This window comes from Runella aurantiaca (assembly GCF_003339505.1).
GTDB classification, from domain to species: domain Bacteria; phylum Bacteroidota; class Bacteroidia; order Cytophagales; family Spirosomataceae; genus Runella; species Runella aurantiaca.
This window is the reverse complement of record NZ_QPIW01000020.1, coordinates 68,107-87,689: the sequence shown is the minus strand read 5'-3', so window position 1 is coordinate 87,689 and position 19,583 is coordinate 68,107. Positions and strand designations below refer to the sequence as shown.

General features: G+C 43.4%; 6 protein-coding genes. All 6 read left to right on the top strand.

The window, feature by feature from the left end; translation table 11 throughout:
- The first annotated feature begins 110 nt into the window (after nucleotides 1-110).
- The 6 genes from cmk to DVG78_RS20805 all read left to right on the top strand — a co-directional run bounded on the left by cmk (nucleotide 111) and on the right by DVG78_RS20805 (nucleotide 19,500).
- Nucleotides 111-818: a (d)CMP kinase gene (gene cmk / locus DVG78_RS20830; protein WP_114462974.1), complete on the top strand. Its 708-nt coding sequence runs from the start codon at nucleotides 111-113 to the stop codon at nucleotides 816-818.
- On the top strand, nucleotides 815-1,885 hold the full coding sequence (locus tag DVG78_RS20825; RefSeq protein WP_114462973.1) for an NAD(P)/FAD-dependent oxidoreductase: 1,071 nt from the start codon (nucleotides 815-817) through the stop codon (nucleotides 1,883-1,885). Before cmk ends, DVG78_RS20825 begins: the two co-directional genes overlap by 4 nt.
- A 126-nt stretch (nucleotides 1,886-2,011) precedes the next feature.
- A complete protein-coding gene (locus DVG78_RS20820) occupies nucleotides 2,012-5,221 on the top strand; it encodes a hypothetical protein (RefSeq protein ID WP_114462972.1) in 3,210 nt (1,069 codons plus the stop codon).
- Nucleotides 5,222-5,834: 613 nt separating this feature from the next.
- Nucleotides 5,835-16,004 (top strand): SdrD B-like domain-containing protein, encoded by a 10,170-nt coding sequence (locus tag DVG78_RS20815; protein ID WP_147277134.1) that lies wholly within the window; start codon nucleotides 5,835-5,837, stop codon nucleotides 16,002-16,004.
- A 5-nt stretch (nucleotides 16,005-16,009) separates the two neighbouring features.
- The gene (locus DVG78_RS20810) at nucleotides 16,010-17,014 is read left to right on the top strand and encodes a PorP/SprF family type IX secretion system membrane protein (protein WP_114462970.1); all 1,005 of its coding nucleotides are present in this window, start codon (nucleotides 16,010-16,012) and stop codon (nucleotides 17,012-17,014) included.
- Between the two features lie 104 nt (nucleotides 17,015-17,118).
- Nucleotides 17,119-19,500 (top strand): OmpA family protein, encoded by a 2,382-nt coding sequence (locus DVG78_RS20805; RefSeq protein ID WP_114462969.1) that lies wholly within the window; start codon nucleotides 17,119-17,121, stop codon nucleotides 19,498-19,500.
- Nucleotides 19,501-19,583: the final 83 nt, after the last annotated feature.

Sequence of the window (19,583 nt, the reverse complement as noted above, 5' to 3'; positions counted from 1 at the left end):
ATACAAACGTTTAAAATAATTTTAATCACTAATTAGACTGAGAAAACACCTTTTTTTATAATTGTCGGCGCTTCATCTCTATCTTTGCCACCTAACCTACTTCACTACGTATGTCCAAAATCATTATTGCGGTAGATGGCTATTCAAGTTGCGGAAAAAGCACCACCGCCAAAGGTGTCGCGGCCCATTTGGGGTATGCATACATTGATACTGGGGCCATGTATCGGGCCGTTACGCTTTATTTCCATACGCATCATATCACACTCACCAACCCCAAGGAAATCTCCAAGGCGCTTGAAGGAATTAAAATAGACTTCAGGAGGAATCCTGAAACAGGACGTAACGAAACCTACCTCAACGGACTGAACGTGGAAGATGAAATTCGGAAACTGTACATTGCCAATTGGGTCAGTGAAGTAAGTGCGGTGTCGGAAGTGCGGCGGGCGATGGTAGCACAACAACAGCGAATGGGGAAAGCCAAAGGCGTGGTTATGGATGGACGCGACATCGGAACCGTGGTGTTTCCGGAGGCCGAGCTTAAAGTGTTTATGACCGCCGACCCGCAAATCAGGGCACAACGCCGTCAAATAGAATTGTTGGAAAAAGGTGAAATGCTCGACTTAGAAGATATTCTGAAAAATATTCATAAACGAGACTTGATTGACACTACCAGAGCTGACAGTCCTTTGCGGCAGGCAGATGATGCGACCTTGGTCGATACCTCGTTTATGACTTTGGATGAACAAATTGAATTGCTTACGAACTTGGCCGATGAAAAAATCAGTAGTTCCATAAGACAACGTAGAACCAATCTATGAACGCCGATTATTTGATTGTAGGTCAAGGCATCGCAGGGTCGATTCTTGCTTGGACTTTATCTCAGCGTGGTCACCGAGTGTTAATCATGAATGATCCAACGTTGCCGTCGGCTTCCAAAGTTTCGGGTGGAATATTTAATCCATTGACTGGGAAAAAATTATATCGGACTTGGAAAGCCGATGAGCTTTTTCCGTTTGCCCACAAATTTTACTCCGACATGCAAGCGCAGCTCGGCGGAGATTTTCTCCACGACTGTGATGTGTATCGTCCGTATCGCTCCATCGAAGAACAAAATTCGTACTTGGCCCAAACCGCGGATCAAAACCTTACGAAGTATGTGATTGAACGCGCCGATGATGCCAAATTTTCACCTTTTGTCGAAAATCCTTACGGAGGGCTTCAAATTACGCAGGCTGGATGGGTAGATTGCGTTCAGATGCTTCAAAAAATCGAGAACTATTTTATTGAAAATAAGCAATATATACACGATAGAGTAGACTATCAAAAAATTGAAATTCAGGAAGATGGTGTATCGTACAATGATTTAAAAATTAAAAAAATACTATTTTGTGAAGGTTACGAAGCCCGTCAGAATCCATTTTTTAATTGGCTGCCGTTCAATCCCGTGAAAGGCCAAAGTCTCATCGCGGTTGTTGAAGACTATACACTCCAAGAAATCATCAATCAGGGGACTTTTATTCTGCCACTTGATGGAAAAGGGAAATGTCGGTTGGGGGCTACATATAGTTGGCATGATTTAGACTGGGAGGCTACGGAAGATGGTCGAGCGTATTTGGAAGACAAAATAAAACCCTACCTAAAAAAAAAGTATCAAATTCTCGAACAACATGTAGGGATTCGGCCTTCTACTAAAGACCGACGGCCGTTTGTCGGAATTCACCCCGAATATACGTCGTTGGGGATTTTCAACGGGCTGGGAACCAAAGGCGTTAGCCTTGCACCTTTTTTTGCGAATCAGTTGGTGAATTTTTTAGAGACCGGAGAAGAAATAGACAAAGAGGCGAATATTGAGCGAATTTTTTCGTTATATTTTCGTTCTAAATAGTGTTAAGTGCTAATAGCAATCGCGGTTGAAGGGTGAAATACGAGATGCCCCTTGTGAATGGCAACTACTTGCCTAACTAATTAACGCTTAACTTTTAACGATTAATATAATAGGTTAGCTCTGAATATGAAAAGCTGTTTTATCACTAGATTGCTGTGGATAGGGGCGGTGTTGTTGCCTGCCCTGTCGGTTGAAGCTCAAAATTATCCTTCTCAAGAGCAATTCGGCAAAAATCGAGTACAGTATCAGCGCTTTGAATGGAAAATCCTCAAAACCAATAACTTTGAGATTTATCATTATGGCGCTGGAACACCGTTGGCTACGCTGGCAGCTCAATATGCTGAATCTGAATTTGACCGCATTACGGAAGCCTTAGGATATACGCCCTACAATCGAATCAAAATCTTCCTTTACAATTCTCCCCAAGAGCTTTTGCAAAGCAATATGGGCATGGCCAATAGTTCAGACTTAAGCGAGACTGAGCTTAATCTGGCTAAAGCGCGTTTAGAAATTGCATTTACTGGAGATCAAATCAGCTTCCGAAAGCAGCTTATCAAGGAAATTTCGCGCTTATTTGTCTACGACATGCTGTACGGCGGGAGCCTAAAAGATGCTTTGCAAAGTTCGCTTTTGTTGTCGCTGCCCGACTGGTTTATGTCAGGAATTGCGGCGTATATCGCAGAAGGATGGAGCCCTGAATTGGATGACTACATGCGCGACGCGATTGTGCATCGGCAGATGAAGAAGCCTTCTTTATTGACGGGCCCTGAAGCAACCTTGGTGGGGCAATCTATTTGGAATTATATTGCAGAGCGCTACGGAAAAGATAACATCTCCAATATTCTCAACTTAACCCGCATCATACGTACCGAACAAACTAGCGTATCAAGCACCTTGGGGGTATCGTTTTCTCGTTTTCTGAAAGAATGGCGGGATTTTTACACCAATATGGCAACCACTTCCACTGGTAACGGCTACAAAGATCCTGCGGGAGATTGGGTACGTGACTTAGATTTGCCGCTGGGGCATCCTGCAAATAATGCACGTCTGAGTCTGGATAATCAATATGTTGCCGTAACTAACCGTAAATCAGGTCATTATACAGTTGACGTGATCAATACTGAAACAAAAGCAGTAACGACTATTATCAAAGGAAAATACGCCCTTGAAAAACGTACCTATTTGAGTCGAATGCCGTTGATTGCTTGGAGTCGCGGCAATGGTTTGGCCATTATTTCGGAAGAAAATGGTCGGGTATTTTTAGAGTTGTTTGATATTGGAGACAAAGGAAAATCGAAACTTCGATTGAGTAGAGAAATAAGGGGTATTAACCAAGTCGTTGATTTCGATATTTCCAATGATGGTTCAACGTTGGTGTTAAGTGCCGATAGCCGTGGTCAAAATGACCTATATCTTTTTAATATTGGCCGCTCTTCGTTGCTCGGGCTCACGGGCGATTTATACGACGACCGCTACCCCCATTTTGTAGGTACATCCTCTACGCGTGTTGTGTTTTCATCCAATCGCGTCAAAGATTCGCTGGGCATTGCTGATAAGGGTTCCTATAAAACCGTCAAAGAAAAAATGGCGTTGTTTGTACATAACGGAAATCCTCGTGCTCAAACAGTTACAAGAGTTGCGGACTCTTTGGGAATTATCTCAAATGCCCGTACTACAGATGAAAATACTTTCTACTTTCTTTCAGATTATAAAGGTATCGCAAATTTGTATCGGTACGAGTTAGATATTAAAAAACTGACTCCTCTAACTGGGTTTAACCAGAGTATTCGTGACTATGATTATCTGCCAGCATCAGGAGCTTTTGTAAGTATTAATTGGTACAAAGACAAAGAAAGTTTATTTTATCAGAGTCGGTTTTCTCCAGTTGCCAATGAGTTGGTGGCTACGCCGAGGGTACAAAGTATGTCTGGGTTGTCGGTTTATAAGACCGAAAATCGTAATAACCCAGCGGCGGATGCCAGTTTAATTGCACAGATGGCCAATCCTCGAAAGATTCAGTTAGATTTTGGAGAGGTTGACACAGATAATTATGAATTTGACCCAGATGTACTCAAATCGTTTGAATATCGTCAACGGAGAGGGACTGCGGTTTCCAGCGCCGCCAATTTACCCAGTCGAAATCGCAAAAGAGAAAATATTACAATAAAGGGGCCAATTGATTATAAGAGCCTGTTTATCAGTAATGATGCTACTTCAGATTGGCGAATCGACCCAGTTCGGGGATTTGGATTTGCACAGTCTCTGACGATGAATGATTTGCTAGAAAACCACATTGTCAAAGCAGGGTTTTTCTTAGGTCTTCTCAATTTCAGAACTAATAACTTGTGGGCAGAATACAACAACCTTGCCCATCGCGTTGATTTTGGCGTCCGGGTCGACCGTCAAAGTCTCTATGTACAGCCTCCTGCTAGCCAAAAATACCGCTACAATCGGGTGGCCTTTACGGCGTCATATCCTTTTAGCAACAATGCCCGTGTTTCATTAACACCATTCTATGCCGAATCTAAATTGTTGGATGTAAGCAACATTTCAGCGGCCGATGTTACTTCATCTTATCTTGGTGCTCGTGCAGAATTTGTGTATGATAACTCCCGAATCAATGGCATGAATATGATGGAAGGAACACGTTTTAAAGTTCGTTACGACCAATTTGGGGGTATACGAGGAACAAGAGGTTTTAACCGACTGGTTGTAGATTTTCGTCATTACCAAAAAATTCACCGTGACTTGATTTTTGCCACCCGTGTTTCTTTTGCCCGCTCGGGGGGGAAAGCTCCCAAGCAGAGTGTTTTGGGAGGGATGGAAAACTGGACTGGTAACAATCAGGACGAACGTAGCGTGAATCCTTTGGCGGTTGGTTTGAGCAGCTCTTTGATTCCGATTGATAATAGAGATATCTTTTTTGTAGAGTTGGCCACCAATCTCCGAGGATTTAACATCAATAAGGTTTCTGGAACAAATCATTTATTATTTAATGGTGAATTAAGAATGCCCCTAATCAAGTATTTTTATCGTGGGCCAATTACGTCAAACTTCCTGAGAAACTTTCAGTTAGTAGGTTTTACAGACGTTGGTACTGCTTGGACAGGTCAATGGCCTTTTAATCGTCAGAATAGCCTGAATACTGAAATTATACGTTTGGATTTCTTTAGTGCCACTGTAAATAATTTTCGAAACCCTTTTTTATTGGGTTACGGACTTGGAGCGCGCACAATGTTATTTGGGTTCTATGTAAAGTTTGATTACGCTTGGGGGTTAGATAATGGAGAAATAAATAAAGCCGTTCCATACCTAACTTTAGGGTATGATTTTTAACAATAAAAATATACTTGTAGTCACAAAAAAAAGCTAAACAATCTGTTTAGCTTTTTTTTGTGACTACAAGTATTGGTTAATTTATATACCAATAAGGTGGTTTTTTGAATCGGTTATGGGTCTTCAAAAATGGGATAGCTTACATTTTTATCCAGCAAATATTCCCTAAAATATAAGTGACTTCTTATGACCTTTTTCGTAAATAAGAAGGCAGTCTATTCGTTATAGTGCGCTTTTCAACGCTTTAGGAAGGGATTTCTGGCTCTCGGAGTGGCTAAAAACGGGGCTTCTTGGCACGGTTTTAGCTAATCCTGTCCTCCCACGAATAATGCCCATTTTATGTAGTTAAATTGAAGAAAAAGCCGAGATTAGCTGCTATCTTAATGCGTCTGTATTTTTGTTAAGTATTTGACAAGTAGGTTATTATGTGTTTTTGACAAAAGTAAATGATGATAAATATGAGTTTGGCATAATTTTAGATACTTTATAAGTGGGGCAAAGCCCTCATTTAATGGTAAATACAAAGGCAAACATGTTATGGCTGAAGTTCTGGGATGGTTGGCAGGTGAGTTTACCAATAAAGTATATCTAATTAATAAACGATAAATTGCAGATGAAAGCACTTTTTACCACAGCCCGAAAGCTGGAAATTACAAATGCTTTTAAAACTAAGCGTACATTACGGATGGTTTTATTCAAAAAGACTTTTTGGTCTTATTTGACAAAAGCATTTTACTGTCTACCTTGGGTTAATTCTGGAAGTAGGCCTGTGAAAAACAGTGCTATTTGTAATAAACCCTTCAAATCAAAATTAGCTCAGGAGGGGCAAATTTCATATGTTATTAATTCTGTGGCTATTGATAGTCATTATCATTTACCAGGTGCATCCCCTCCATTTTATGAAGATAACTCATTATCTCTTTATAAACTTACCCCGAATATTACATCTATCAAAACATTTACTTCACAGATTATGAGTAAGTTATCCATTTCTCTTCCTCCGGATAGATATCCTATTCCGAGGACGCGTTTCGATGAAAAATCGAAGCGATGGGTATCTACTTCCCCTCCTTTTGAGGAGTGGGAAGTATCTAATACAGGTATACATAAGAGTAGCTCGGTTTCTCCAAAGAGACTAATGGAATCATTAGCATCTACAGTGGGGATATTCGTGGTTTTAATGTTAACTGTATTTAGTGCGTTAGGCCAGCAAGCGCCCAAGGTTGTAGATATTAAATTGTCTAAAACAATCAGCAACGCACAACCTACCCTCAACCAATCCATTACCTATACTGTCTATGCAAAGAATGAAGGACCTGATACTGCCAAAACGGTTGTTGTCAAGGATATCTTTCCGACAGCAGGGGCAAATCTGGTTTCGAGTACGCCAAGTGTTGGATCTTTCAATGCTGGATTGTGGACGATTCCAGTCATAAGCCCTGGAGATTCTGTAAAACTGGAAATGACAGGCACGGTGATTGGTCGCGGTGTTTATTTCAACATTGCGGAAGTAGTATCAATGGCTTCGGGTCAGGAGGATTCAGACTCCGATCCGAACAATGGTGTTTTAGGAGAAGATGACTATGCTACTTCCTGTTTTTCGGTTCCTATATTATGGTACCCAGGGGACGAATATATAGTTTCCCTTGATGTGCCGGGTTATACGAATGTTGTATGGTCAAAAAATGGAGCGCCAATTACAGGAGCTCCTTCTGATAGTTCAAGTGTTAGTGGTGATACCCTAACCATAAAAGGTACTGGCCGATTTGGATTTAGTGCACAGGTTAATACATGTCCAGCTACAGGCTGTTGCGAAATTATCGTTATTCCTGGGCCACTGGGAAGTATTGGTGATTTTGTGTGGAAAGATGTGAACGACAATGGCCAACAGGATGTCGGTGAACCAGGTGTAAATAATGTATTAGTACGTCTGTATCAAAAAAATGATCTAGGCAATTTTGTACAAACAGATTCTACTTACACAGCAGGTGTAGGACAATACGCGTTTACAGGCTTACTTCCGGGAGAATACCAAGTGCAGTTTGTAAGCAGTTCATTCCTTGATGGATGTGTGTTGTCTCCAAAGCAGAATCAAGGAGTTGATTCACTAGACAGTGATGCAGACCCTCTAACAGGTTTCAGTCAAATTGTGACTATTAATCCTGAAATGGGAGGTTTATTAAAAGATAATCCGACTATAGATGCGGGTCTTTACAGTCCACTGGGGAGCATCGGAAATTTTGTCTGGAAAGATACCGATAATGACGGTATTCAGGATGTTGGTGAAGCGGGGGTAAATAACGTATTAGTACGTTTATACAAAAATGTCAGCAGTGTATTTGTACAAGTTGACTCTATGTACACTACCGCTAACCCTGTTGGAAGTGCCCCTGGTTGGTACACATTTAATGGGCTATCAGCAGGAGATTATCAGGTGCAAATCGTTGCCGCCTCTCTTCCTTCTGGTTGTGTATTAAGTGATTCAACTAATAAAGGAGGAGATGATGCTTTAGATAATGACTTTAATCCATCTAACGGATTTAGTCAGGTTGTAAGCCTTGATCCTACAAAGGGTGGAATACTTCAGGATAATTTGACCATTGATGGAGCTCTATATAGTCCGCTTGGCAGTATTGGGGATTTTGTGTGGAAAGACCTGAACGATAATGGCCAACAGGATGTAGGCGAACCTGGTGTGAAAAATGTACGTGTTATTTTGTGGACCAGTAATGGTACAACTCCAACCACGGCCATTGATACGACCTTTACCGATGTGAATGGTTATTATTCTTTCACAAGCTTAGCAGGTGGAACCTATCAAGTACAATTTGATGTGAACAGCTTACCTGATACATGTCAGTTGAGTTTGAACCAGAATGTCGGACCCGATGTGAGTGACAGCGATGCCAACCCTATCACGGGTCTTACCGTAGCAGTTGTTATTGATCCAACGAAAAGTGGTATTGATAAAGATAACTTGACGGTAGATGCCGGTTTGACGACGTTTGATTTGTCGTTGAGCAAGAGCTTAGCTTCTGGTCAGAGTGGCAACGTAGCCGCTGGGGACACGGTAACGTATACATTGACGGTGAAGAACGAAGGTTCAATGACGGCGAGTGCGATTGCGTTGAGTGATTCTTTACCCGTGGGCATGACGTTATTGGATTCAGACTGGAGTGCAGTAGGTCAGATAGCGACTTTGAACACAGCGATTTCTGGCCCGTTGGCGCCAGGAGCGAGTGCTTCGGTAGACATCACGGTGAAAGTAGATGCGTCATTTGCGGGCACGAGCCTGACGAACTACGCGCAGATCAGCGACGCCCGCGATGTGAATGGTAATCCAGTGAAAGATGTTGATTCGACGCCAGGCAACGGCTTCACGAAAGGTGAGGACGATGACGATAGCGAGCCGATCAATGTCACTCCACTGGGCAGCATCGGAGATTATGTATGGAAAGATTTGAACGACAACGGTCAGCAGAATGCAGGCGAGCCAGGGGTTCAAAACGTAAAAGTGATATTGTGGAGTGGCACAGTGAGTGGTCCGACGGCGAAGTTGGATTCAATGCTAACGGATGTTAACGGGAAGTACTTGTTTACGAACCTGCCATTGGGGACCTACTATGTACAGTTTGCTGTGAGTAGTTTGCCAGACACGTGTCAGTTGAGTTTGAACCAGAATGTCGGACCCGATGTGAGTGACAGCGATGCCAACCCCACGACGGGCTTTACCTCGGCGATAGTGTTGACGAGTGGTAATCGGAATGATTTGACGGTAGATGCCGGTTTGACGACGTTTGATTTGTCGTTGAGCAAGAGCTTAGCTTCTGGTCAGAGTGGCAACGTAGCCGCTGGGGACACGGTAACGTATACATTGACGGTGAAGAACGAAGGTTCAATGACGGCGAGTGCGATTGCGTTGAGTGATTCTTTACCCGTGGGCATGACGTTATTGGATTCAGACTGGAGTGCAGTAGGTCAGATAGCGACTTTGAACACAGCGATTTCTGGCCCGTTGGCGCCAGGAGCGAGTGCTTCGGTAGACATCACGGTGAAAGTAGATGCGTCATTTGCGGGCACGAGCCTGACGAACTACGCGCAGATCAGCGACGCCCGCGATGTGAATGGTAATCCAGTGAAAGATGTTGATTCGACGCCAGGCAACGGCTTCACGAAAGGTGAAGACGATGACGATAGCGAGCCGATCAATGTCACTCCATGTGTCATTCCTCCAACTCCAACAAGTGGTGGTATGGGTGAGAATACATGCCCAGATTCTTGCGTGAACTTGGCCAACTTTATTCACAGCACGATTCAGACGGAAGGCGGTTATTTCGAATGGTATACTACCATCGATCACCAGCCAGGTACCAAAGTACTTGATCCAACCAAAGTATGCACTTCTGGCGACTACTACTTGTTTGAAGTGGCTAAGTGTGGTGTATACAGCAACGGAGCTTTATTGAAACTTACAATTAAGTCTTGTGTAAGCTTGACAGACTTAGCTGTAGAGAAGCAGGTACTTGAAGCGGGGCCTTATACTGTTGGACAAACAATTACTTACAATGTAGTTGCTTCTAATGAAGGTCCTAACAATGCAACTAATGTTACGGTAAGTGATGTATTGCCTGCTTCCTTGACGTTTGTGAGCGCGGATCCTGCTGCTGAATACAACGCTGTAACGGGTGTTTGGACTATTGGTAACTTGGCCAATGCAGCTAATCGTACCCTGAAAATCAAAGCAACTATCAATGCTGTTGGTTCAATAACAAACACTGCTATCGTGAAAAGCCCGGATAACGATCCGACTAAAGCTGGTAACGATACGTCCCGTGTAACGATTATAGCGACTTGTGTACAACCTGAGCCTCCGATTTTGGCTTGTGCAGTCACCGAAATTTGTCCAGGCGACAGTTCTGTAATTCATGCACTGGGTTGTGCAGGCGGTACGATTATATGGTCGAATCAAAGTACAGGGGCCAGTATAGTGGTCAAACCACTTGAGACAACTACTTATACGGCAATATGTAAGATAAACGGTTGCGAAAGTGGACCTTCAAACCCGATTACCATTCATGTAAATTCGCCAACTGTACCGATTATTTCGGCAAGTCCGTCGACTAACATTTGTGCAGGAAACTCAGTAACATTGACTGCTTCAAACTGCGCAGGTACAATTGTATGGAGTACGGGTGAAACAGGAGCACAAATTACCGTAACGCCAAGTGCCAACACAACGTACTCGGCCTACTGTAGAATTGGACACTGTAATTGCTCGCTCAATACATGTAAGAGCAATCCAGCTTTTGTAACAATTACGGTTACGACAAGTGTACCAACGCCTGTGGTTATTTGCAGCACAGACAAAGTTTGCCAAGGACAGAGTGTTACGCTTCAGGTAAACAATTGTCCAGGTATAGTAGAATGGTCTACTGGTGAAACGGGCCCTGCCATTGTGGTATACCCAACTGAGACAACTACTTACACCGCAGTATGTAACGTGAATGGATGCAAGGCTACCTCTAAAGGTTATACTATAAAAGTAGCACCAATAGCGTCGCCAACGATTGCAGCCACGTCTACTACAATATGTAATAGTAGTAGCACAACACTTACCGCTTCAGGTTGTGAAGGAGCAGTTACTTGGTCGAATCAGGCTGTAGGGGCAAGCATTGTCGTAAGCCCAACAGCAACAACTACATATACCGCTATATGTACCGTAGGACAGTGCGTAAGCAATCCTTCGCTTCCTATTACGGTAACAGTTGGAAATCCAACGGCTCCTATTATCTCTGCTGACTCTACACTGCTTTGTGCAGGTCAAAGTGTAACGCTTAAAGCAGTGGGTACATGCGACGGCACGATTCTCTGGTCAAACAATATGATAGGAAGTACGATTGTGGTGACTCCACCGTCAACTACTGAATATACCGCAGTATGTAAAGTAGGGGATTGCGTGAGTGTTCCATCGAATAAAGTTAAAATTACCGTAACAACTACCGGTCCGGCGCCAACAGTGGTAGCCTCTAAACCAAGTATTTGTGTCGGTGATAGCACTACCCTGACAGCAAGCAATTGTGCAGGTACTATTATCTGGAATACAGGTGCAACAACGACAAGTATTGTGGTTAAGCCTAATACTACTACTACCTACACTGCTTCATGCCGTACGAGCGGAAAATGCGACAGTGCGCCAGGAAGTGTAACAGTGACCGTAGGCAACAATGCTACGCCTCCAACTATTACCGTAAGTCCATCTTCAAGTGTCTGTGCGGGTGATACAGTTACCCTAACAGCTGCAGGATGTGCAGGTACGGTTCAGTGGAGCACGAATGCGACAGGCGCCAGTATTAAAGCGGTAGTTAACCAAACCACGACCTATACTGCAATCTGCAAAATAGGAAATTGTGAAAGCGCTCCAGGGTCAGCAACTGTGACGGTTGTACCTGTACCTGAAAAACCAGCAGTTATTTGCAGCACAGACAAAGTTTGCCCTGGTGAAAGCGTTACGCTTCAGGTACCAAACTGTGCAGGTGTTGTTTACTGGTCAACAGGGGCAACGGGCCCAGCAATTGTAGTGACTCCAACGGAAACTACAACTTATACAGCGGTATGTAAAGTAGGTAATTGTTCAAGCCCAATTTCGGACAATTACACCATCAAGGTTATTCCAATTACTCCTCCAATTGTGAAAGCTACGCCATCATCGGTTAAATTAGGTGAAACGGCAGTACTGACAGCAGAAGGTTGTGATGGCGCAATTACATGGTCGAACGGAATGTTAGGAGCAAGCATCGTAGTTAATCCTACAGAGACTACTTCATACACCGCTATTTGTAAGATAGGCAATTGCACGAGTGCAGCATCAGTGCCTGTTACCGTGACAGTTGGTAATTGCACCGCACCAAGTATTTTGGCCAGTTCAGCAGTAATTTGTGAAGGCGATTCTGTAACGCTTACAGCCGCAGGATGTGAGGGTGGAACCATTCAATGGTCAAACAACGCTACTGGCAACAGTATCACAGTTACACCTTTGGGAACGACAACTTACACCGCAGTATGTAAAAAAGACGATTGCACAAGTAGTGCTTCCAACACGGTAACGGTTGCGGTAACTAAAGTGTACGCGCCAACGATTATTGCCTCGGCAACAAACATCTGTAAAGGTGATTCTGTCACCCTGACAGCAACAGGTTGCAACGGTACATTACTCTGGTCAAATGGAGCGTCAAGTACTTCAATAAAAGTAACTCCGATAGCAACTACTTCTTACTGGGTTAAATGTAAAGTAGGTAATTGTGAGAGTGCAGCAACTGCTCCTGTAACCATCACGGTAGGAACGCCTGCACCTCCAACCATTGAAGCGTCGAAGACAACGCTTTGCTTCGGAGAGTCTGTCACACTAACGGCATTGGGTAATTGTGCAGGATACATCCAATGGTCAAGTGGCCAAATTGGCAGCACCTTAACGATTATCCCAGCTGCAAGCACTATCTATACTGCAGCATGTTGCTACAACTCGATTTGCAAAAGCGTAGCATCAAATGCCGTAAATGTGATAGTATCACCACGCATTACCGCTCCAATTGTTGTTAATCTGGCGAATGTGTGTCCTGTGAAGACGGTAGATTTAACCACTGCGGTTAAGAATTATACACCTAATGCAGGTTTGGTTCTGGAATTCCACCAAACGAATTCCCCAAGCTCGCCACTGGTTTCTAATCCTTTAGCAGTAGGAGTGTCTGGTACATACTATGCATTCTTCCGCTCAACGGCAGGTTGCTACAGTGCTGGAACGGCTATCACCGTATTGATTTCACCTTGCGAAACTACGCCTTGTGAAACGAACCCTGCAACCGCTGATGCAGGTGCCGATGCCTCAATCTGCGCGGCACTTCAGTACAAACTCAACGGTAAAATAGGAGGCGTGGCTACTGGAGCAGTATGGTCAACAAACGGTACGGGTACCTTTAGCAACTCGCTTGCATTGGATGCAACTTACTATCCATCGTTGGAAGATTTGATTAAGGGTGATATAATACTCACCCTTACCACCAACGACCCAGATGGAGAAGGTAACTGTAAAGCAGGTGTAGATGCGATGAAGCTGATATTTACGGGAATCAAATTCAGACCGCAGATTATTATAAATGGCACTTTCAAAGCAGATACCCTGCCCGAAACCATTACCATCTGCCAAGGAGATACCGTTAAGTTGAAAGCAAGCGAAAATGGCTACAAAGTAAAATGGTTTAAAGACGGCAATGTCCTGTTCCCTGCTTCTGATGGTATCAGACAGTGGAATGTAACGGAACCTGGTACTTATTCCTATGCCTTGGTTGACGATAGCCTTTGCTGCTCTGTAAACTCAGCGTACATTACGGTAGTTGTGAAAAGCCTACCAACGCCAATCGTAAAAAATCTGCGGAATGATTGCCCAAGCAATACCGTAGACTTAACCACGGCACTGGAAGGTAATATCAACTACACTACCATCTTTACTTCTGCCGCTCAACCAAGATGTGATTGCTTGGTTGGTACACCAGAAGCGGTAGGAGAAGGTACTTATTTTGTTACTTATAAGAAAGATGGTTGCTACAGTGCACCAGCAGCAATAGAAGTGAAAATCTTCGATTGCGCTACCGATACGTTACGCTCTGACTTGAGTATCACAAAAACCGCAAATAAAACGTTAGCGCTCATTGGCGAAGAAGTTACTTACACCATCGTGGTTAAGAACAACGGACAGCACAATGCCACCAATGTAGATGTTCGCGATATTATGCCGACACAGTTGGAGTTGATTTCTACATCTGGCTTGACAAACACAGGTGGTGTACTTAAAACCCGCATTCCAGCAATTGCAGCGGGCGACAGTACAACGCTGACGGTAGTCACTAAAGCAGCAACGGCAGGCTATAATGTTATTAACAAAGCCGAAATTACGTATGCTGACCAAGTCGATCCGAATACCGCAAATAACCTTGCGTCGGCAGGCATTGTCATCAGCGATGGTACAATATCTCCAGCAATTGGAGTTGCGCTTGCGGTTGATAAAATAGAGAAGAAGGGTGAAGGGGATACAACATCTTACGATATAACCTATAAAATAACGGTCAAAAACGTAGGAAATGTGCCTCTGACAGATGTCGTGTTGCTGGATAGCATTACGAATAGCTTTGCACCTCCAGTTACGTTCGCAGTGTTAGGTGTGCCAGTCGTAGAAGCTGGTAGCCCACTCGTACCGAATGCGGGTTACAACGGAACAACAGATAAGAATATCTTAGGTCCTGGCAGTAACATGGCAGTAGGTGCTGAAGAAACAATCCTGATTACCATTAATGTTAAACCAAATGGTAACAGTGGACCGTTCTTAGGCAGCGTGATTGCAACGGCAAACGGAAACGGTACAACCGTAACAGATGCTTCAAACCGAGGTGTTGTGGTGAATGCACCAGTCAACAATCCTACTCCTGTGCGATTCGATTTGCCAAGTGCAATGATTGGATTGTCTAAGTTAGCAGGTACACCGGTAGCGCTTGGTGATGGTAAGTTCAAAATACCATATACCATCAGCGTGACCAACCTTGGAACAAATGACCTCAAGAAAATCAAAGTAGAAGATAACTTGGGACTCACGTTTGGCAACAAGGCGGTTATTATCGGCAAGCCTTTGGTAACGGCAGACCTTGGATTTGTGGTTGACTCAAGCTATACTGGTCAGGGATTACTCACCAATTTGTTGGTTGACTCGCTAAGTACTTTGCCAAAAGGAACAACGCGCAACATTAACCTAGCGGTGGTTATCTCTCTCTACAATCCTGATTCAGTAACCACGTTCAATAACATTGCAATTGGTGCTGGATATACAGAAGGCGGTGTAATGACTGCGGACACTTCAACGACGGGCGATAATGCTGACCCTGACAATGACCTTGATCCGCGCAACAACAGCGAATCTACTCCAGTATCACTTAACTCGACGCCTGGAAATGGATTGCTTGGTTTGGCAATGTCAATCAAAGATACGGTGCGCAAAGGCGATGGTAGTTTGAACATCACTTACCGTGTTATTTTGAGAAACTACGGTGCAGGTATGTTGACCAACGTTCAGGTGTTGGATTCATTAACCAAAGTCTACAGTTCGCTCACGGGTGCTAGTTATCAATTGGTAGGTACTCCAACGGCCAACGATTCAAGTACGTTACGCATCAACCCTGATTTCGACGGAAATCGTGATGTAAATCTCTTGATTGCTGAACAAAGCCGCTTGGCGGGTGGACGAGCAGACTCTCTGTTCTTTACGGTCAATGTCACTACCGACGGACGTACGGCACCTTATCTCAACCGAGTTTATGGGGTAGCACTTGCCGGTCAGAATTCTATTGCTGATATCTCGACCAATGGTTTGAATCCTGATTTGAACGGAAATAATGACCCAACGGAGTCGACAGAGGCAGAGTATACGCCAATTGTGATTCCTTCAGACGGTGGATTGTTTGTTCCTGAAGGCTTCTCTCCAAATGGTGACGGTATTAATGATAAATTTGTGATTCGTCACCCATCTGGCACGAAGATTGTTTTAGAAATCTATAACCGCTGGATGAATCTGGTTTATCGTAATAACGATTATCAGAATGACTGGGAAGGCTCAGCAAACGTAGGAATTGGCGCCAACAATCAAACAGTACCAGTAGGCACCTACTTCTACAACGTGATTCTGGTTGACCAAAACGGCAGTGAGATTAAGAAGACAAGCCGATTTATGACCATTAACCGATAAGAACGATGAACAATATCATCAAACAAAAATGGACAATGTTACTGCTACTGATCAGCTTGATCAGTAGCAGTAAAACCTGGGCTCAGCAGGACAAAATGTTCTCCCAGTACATGTTCAATATGATGGCACTAAATCCCGCGTACGCTGGTAGCCGCGATGTGCTGAGCGCAACTGCTCTTTACCGCAACCAATGGGGTGGAATGGCTGGCGCTCCTCAAACGGCCACGTTCAGCATTGATATGCCTGTAAACCGCGAAAAAGTAGGGCTTGGCCTTCAACTCTTCAACGACCAAGTGGGTCTTGAGAACTGGACTGGGGCAATGTTGTCGTACGCTTTTCGTATCAAGTTAGGCGAGCGTTCAACCTTGGCATTGGGATTGCAAGGGGGAGCCATGAATTTTCGCTGGGATTTATCGAAAGCGAATCTGGGCAATAACCTGACGGATCCCGCTTTTGCCAATAATGTTTCTAAGATTCTGCCTAACTTCGGAACGGGTATTTATCTCAGTAACGATCGCTCTTACATCGGTGTTTCGGTTCCTTATCTGATAGAAAATAACCTTTCAGATTATGACTCTGGAGATAACCGCGCAAAAGTACGCCGTCATTTTTATGTCATCAGTGGGTTTGTGATTGGACGTAACAACATCAAACTAAAACCATCTATGATGGCCCGCTACGTACAGGGAACTGGATTGTCATTGGACGGAAATCTTAATCTTTGGTTTAACGACCGGATTGCTGTGGGGATGTCTTATCGTCATAACCGATTTTCTACCTATGCTGGACAGATTCAGGAAGACAATGGGAAAGTGCTAAGTGGAGATGCATTGGTTGGGATGTTGGAATTACAACTTTCAGATCAATTCCGACTGGGATATTCTTACGACTGGACACGCAATCGTTTGAACCAAGAACGTAAGTTTTTAAGCATTCCTACCCACGAAATAATGCTGCGTTATGAGTTTGGATTTAGCAAGAGCAAAATCCTTACTCCACGGTATTTCTAAGGAGACTGTTTGTTAAAAATAGTTAAAGGTATATTCTTCATGAAGGGTTCTTAACGATACCAACAGAGGAGAATATACCTTTTTTTTATCTTAAATTGTAGTATATGAAAACATACATTTTACTCATTATTTTGGCCACTGGTCTTTGGGTAAAGGAAGTAAAAGCACAGTCGTCTTTACAGCAGGCCAATCGTCAATATGAAATGATGGCGTATTCTAAAGCGATTGACTTGTACGAACAGGCGCTTAAAGGGGGTCTTACGGATTCTACAAAATTAAATACCCTGATTAAATTAGGGAATAGCTATCGTCAAATCAGAGATACACAAAATGCCGAGCGAGTTTATCGGTTGGTGGTCGGAGAGGGTACAATACCTTCGACGGCTCAAGCCAATAGTTATTTATATTATGCACAGGCATTGGCAAGCAATGGAAAATATGACGAAGCCAAAGATGCCTATGAGCGTTATAATCAGTTGCAACAGGATGATATTCGAGGGAAAGAATTTAATAAATTATATACGGATGTTAATAAGTTATCTAAAAATAGAGCAAGCTATACGGTAGAGTCACTAGATAACATAAATACGAACCGTGCTGAATTTAGCCCCACTTATTACAAAAAAGGCTTGGTATTTGTTTCCGCTCGCAATGAAGGATTAAACGTAAAACGAGTGTACAGTTGGAATCAAACGGCGTTTCTGGACTTGTATGAAATCCCTGATTTGTCTGTAATCAATTCTAAAAAGACTAGTAAACTTGGAGGGTCAACGTTGGTCAATAAGACCGAGCGGGTCAAAGGCGTTTATTTGTTGGGATCAGATGAATACACTTCGCCCACGGCCAATGATTCACATATTCCTGGAAACTACCGCAGTGCAAACGTGAATGGTACCACTACCGCACCTTTAAAAAATGCAGTGATTGAGTCCCAGAATATGGGGAAATCCATTAATTCAAAGTACCATGAAGGGCCCGTAGCCTTTTTTAAAGACGGGAAAAGAATTCTTTTTACACGTAATAACTACCTGAACGGAAAGTATAAAACAAGCAAAGACGGGATTAATAAACTGAAATTGTACTCTGCCGAAAGTGCAAATGGCAATTGGAAGGATTTAAAAGAACTTCCGTTCAACAGCGACGAATATTCCGTAGGGCATCCAGCGTTGTCAAAGGATGATAAGCTGTTGTATTTTGTTTCAGATATGCCCGGAGGGTTTGGTGGGACGGATTTGTACGTCAGTAAATACGACGGGGCCAATTGGTCTACACCAATCAATTTAGGGCCAGCGGTCAACAGTTCGGGTAACGAGATGTTTCCGTTTGTAGACGCGCAAGGAAACCTTTATTTCTCATCAGATGGTCATGCTGGATTGGGGGGCTTAGATATATTTTATGCCAAGCTTATTGAAGGCGTAATGGCCAAAAAGCCCAGAAATCTTGGAACACCCATTAATTCTGCCAAAGATGATTTTGGGTTGATTACCGATGCCGAACGTACCAGCGGTTTTTTTAGCAGCAACCGCCGTCAGGGGGGGCATGATGATGACTTGTTTCGCTTCGAACGAACTGGTCCGTTGAATCCCTGTCAAGACATAATTGTAAATGTCATTGATGCAGAGACAAAGATGCCACTGGCAAATGCCGTAGTGGAAATGGCGGGTAAAAGTGAAAGTGATACCGAAGTAAAAACTGGTCAAACAGACAAAAACGGTAGCATACGCTTATGCCTAGACCCAGAAAACGACTTTGTGTTTAAAACAACTTATGAAGGATACGTTGGCAATTCAGTTGATTTTGTTGCCAAAGATTTAGACATAACCGAAGTCATAAAACTGGATATTCCGCTGACGAAAATCAAAGTAAAACCCAAAACATTTACACTTCGGGGCTTAGTAACTACTCAAAAAGACCGCAAACCTATCTCGGGCGTGAAAGTATTACTTCGGAATGAATGTGATGATAGTGTTCAGGAAGCTGTAACTGACGCAAACGGAACCTATCTTTTTGAAGTGCCCAGCGGTTGTGATTATACAATTGAAGCCCTAAAAGATAATTTGGGAACAATGGGCAGTAAAGTAAAAGGTGGGGAAACATCAGAGGCAAATATCACCATGTTTGAAAAAGGAGATGTGATTAAAATCGAAAATATCTATTATGATTTAGACAAGTCGAACATCAGAACCGATGCGTCTGCTGAGTTGAACAAACTGGTGGAGGTCATGAACAAGTACCCAAAAATGAAGATTGAATTCGGGTCTCATACCGACAGCCGTTCGTCTGCCAAGTATAATAAAACACTGTCTACCAAGCGCGCAAAGGCCGCGGTTGCGTACATCGTGAATCAGGGAATCTCTTCCAAAAGGATTATTGCCGCAGGCTATGGTGAGAGCAAACTGGTGAACAAATGCAAAGACGGAGCGCCTTGTACCGAAGAAGAACACCAACAAAACCGCCGGACGGAGATAAAGATTTTGAGTTTGTAAATGTAGATGTTTAATAGGTTGCTTATCAAAAGCAGAGGCTCTGATGAGTTTCTGCTTTTTTTATGATTATGGAATGGCATCGT

Coding starts and splice junctions, on each gene's coding strand:
- cmk (WP_114462974.1), top strand. CDS start 111: ATGTCCAAAATCATTATTGCGGTAGATGGCTATTCAAGTTGCGGAAAA.
- DVG78_RS20825 (WP_114462973.1), top strand. CDS start 815: ATGAACGCCGATTATTTGATTGTAGGTCAAGGCATCGCAGGGTCGATT.
- DVG78_RS20820 (WP_114462972.1), top strand. CDS start 2,012: ATGAAAAGCTGTTTTATCACTAGATTGCTGTGGATAGGGGCGGTGTTG.
- DVG78_RS20815 (WP_147277134.1), top strand. CDS start 5,835: ATGAAAGCACTTTTTACCACAGCCCGAAAGCTGGAAATTACAAATGCT.
- DVG78_RS20810 (WP_114462970.1), top strand. CDS start 16,010: ATGAACAATATCATCAAACAAAAATGGACAATGTTACTGCTACTGATC.
- DVG78_RS20805 (WP_114462969.1), top strand. CDS start 17,119: ATGAAAACATACATTTTACTCATTATTTTGGCCACTGGTCTTTGGGTA.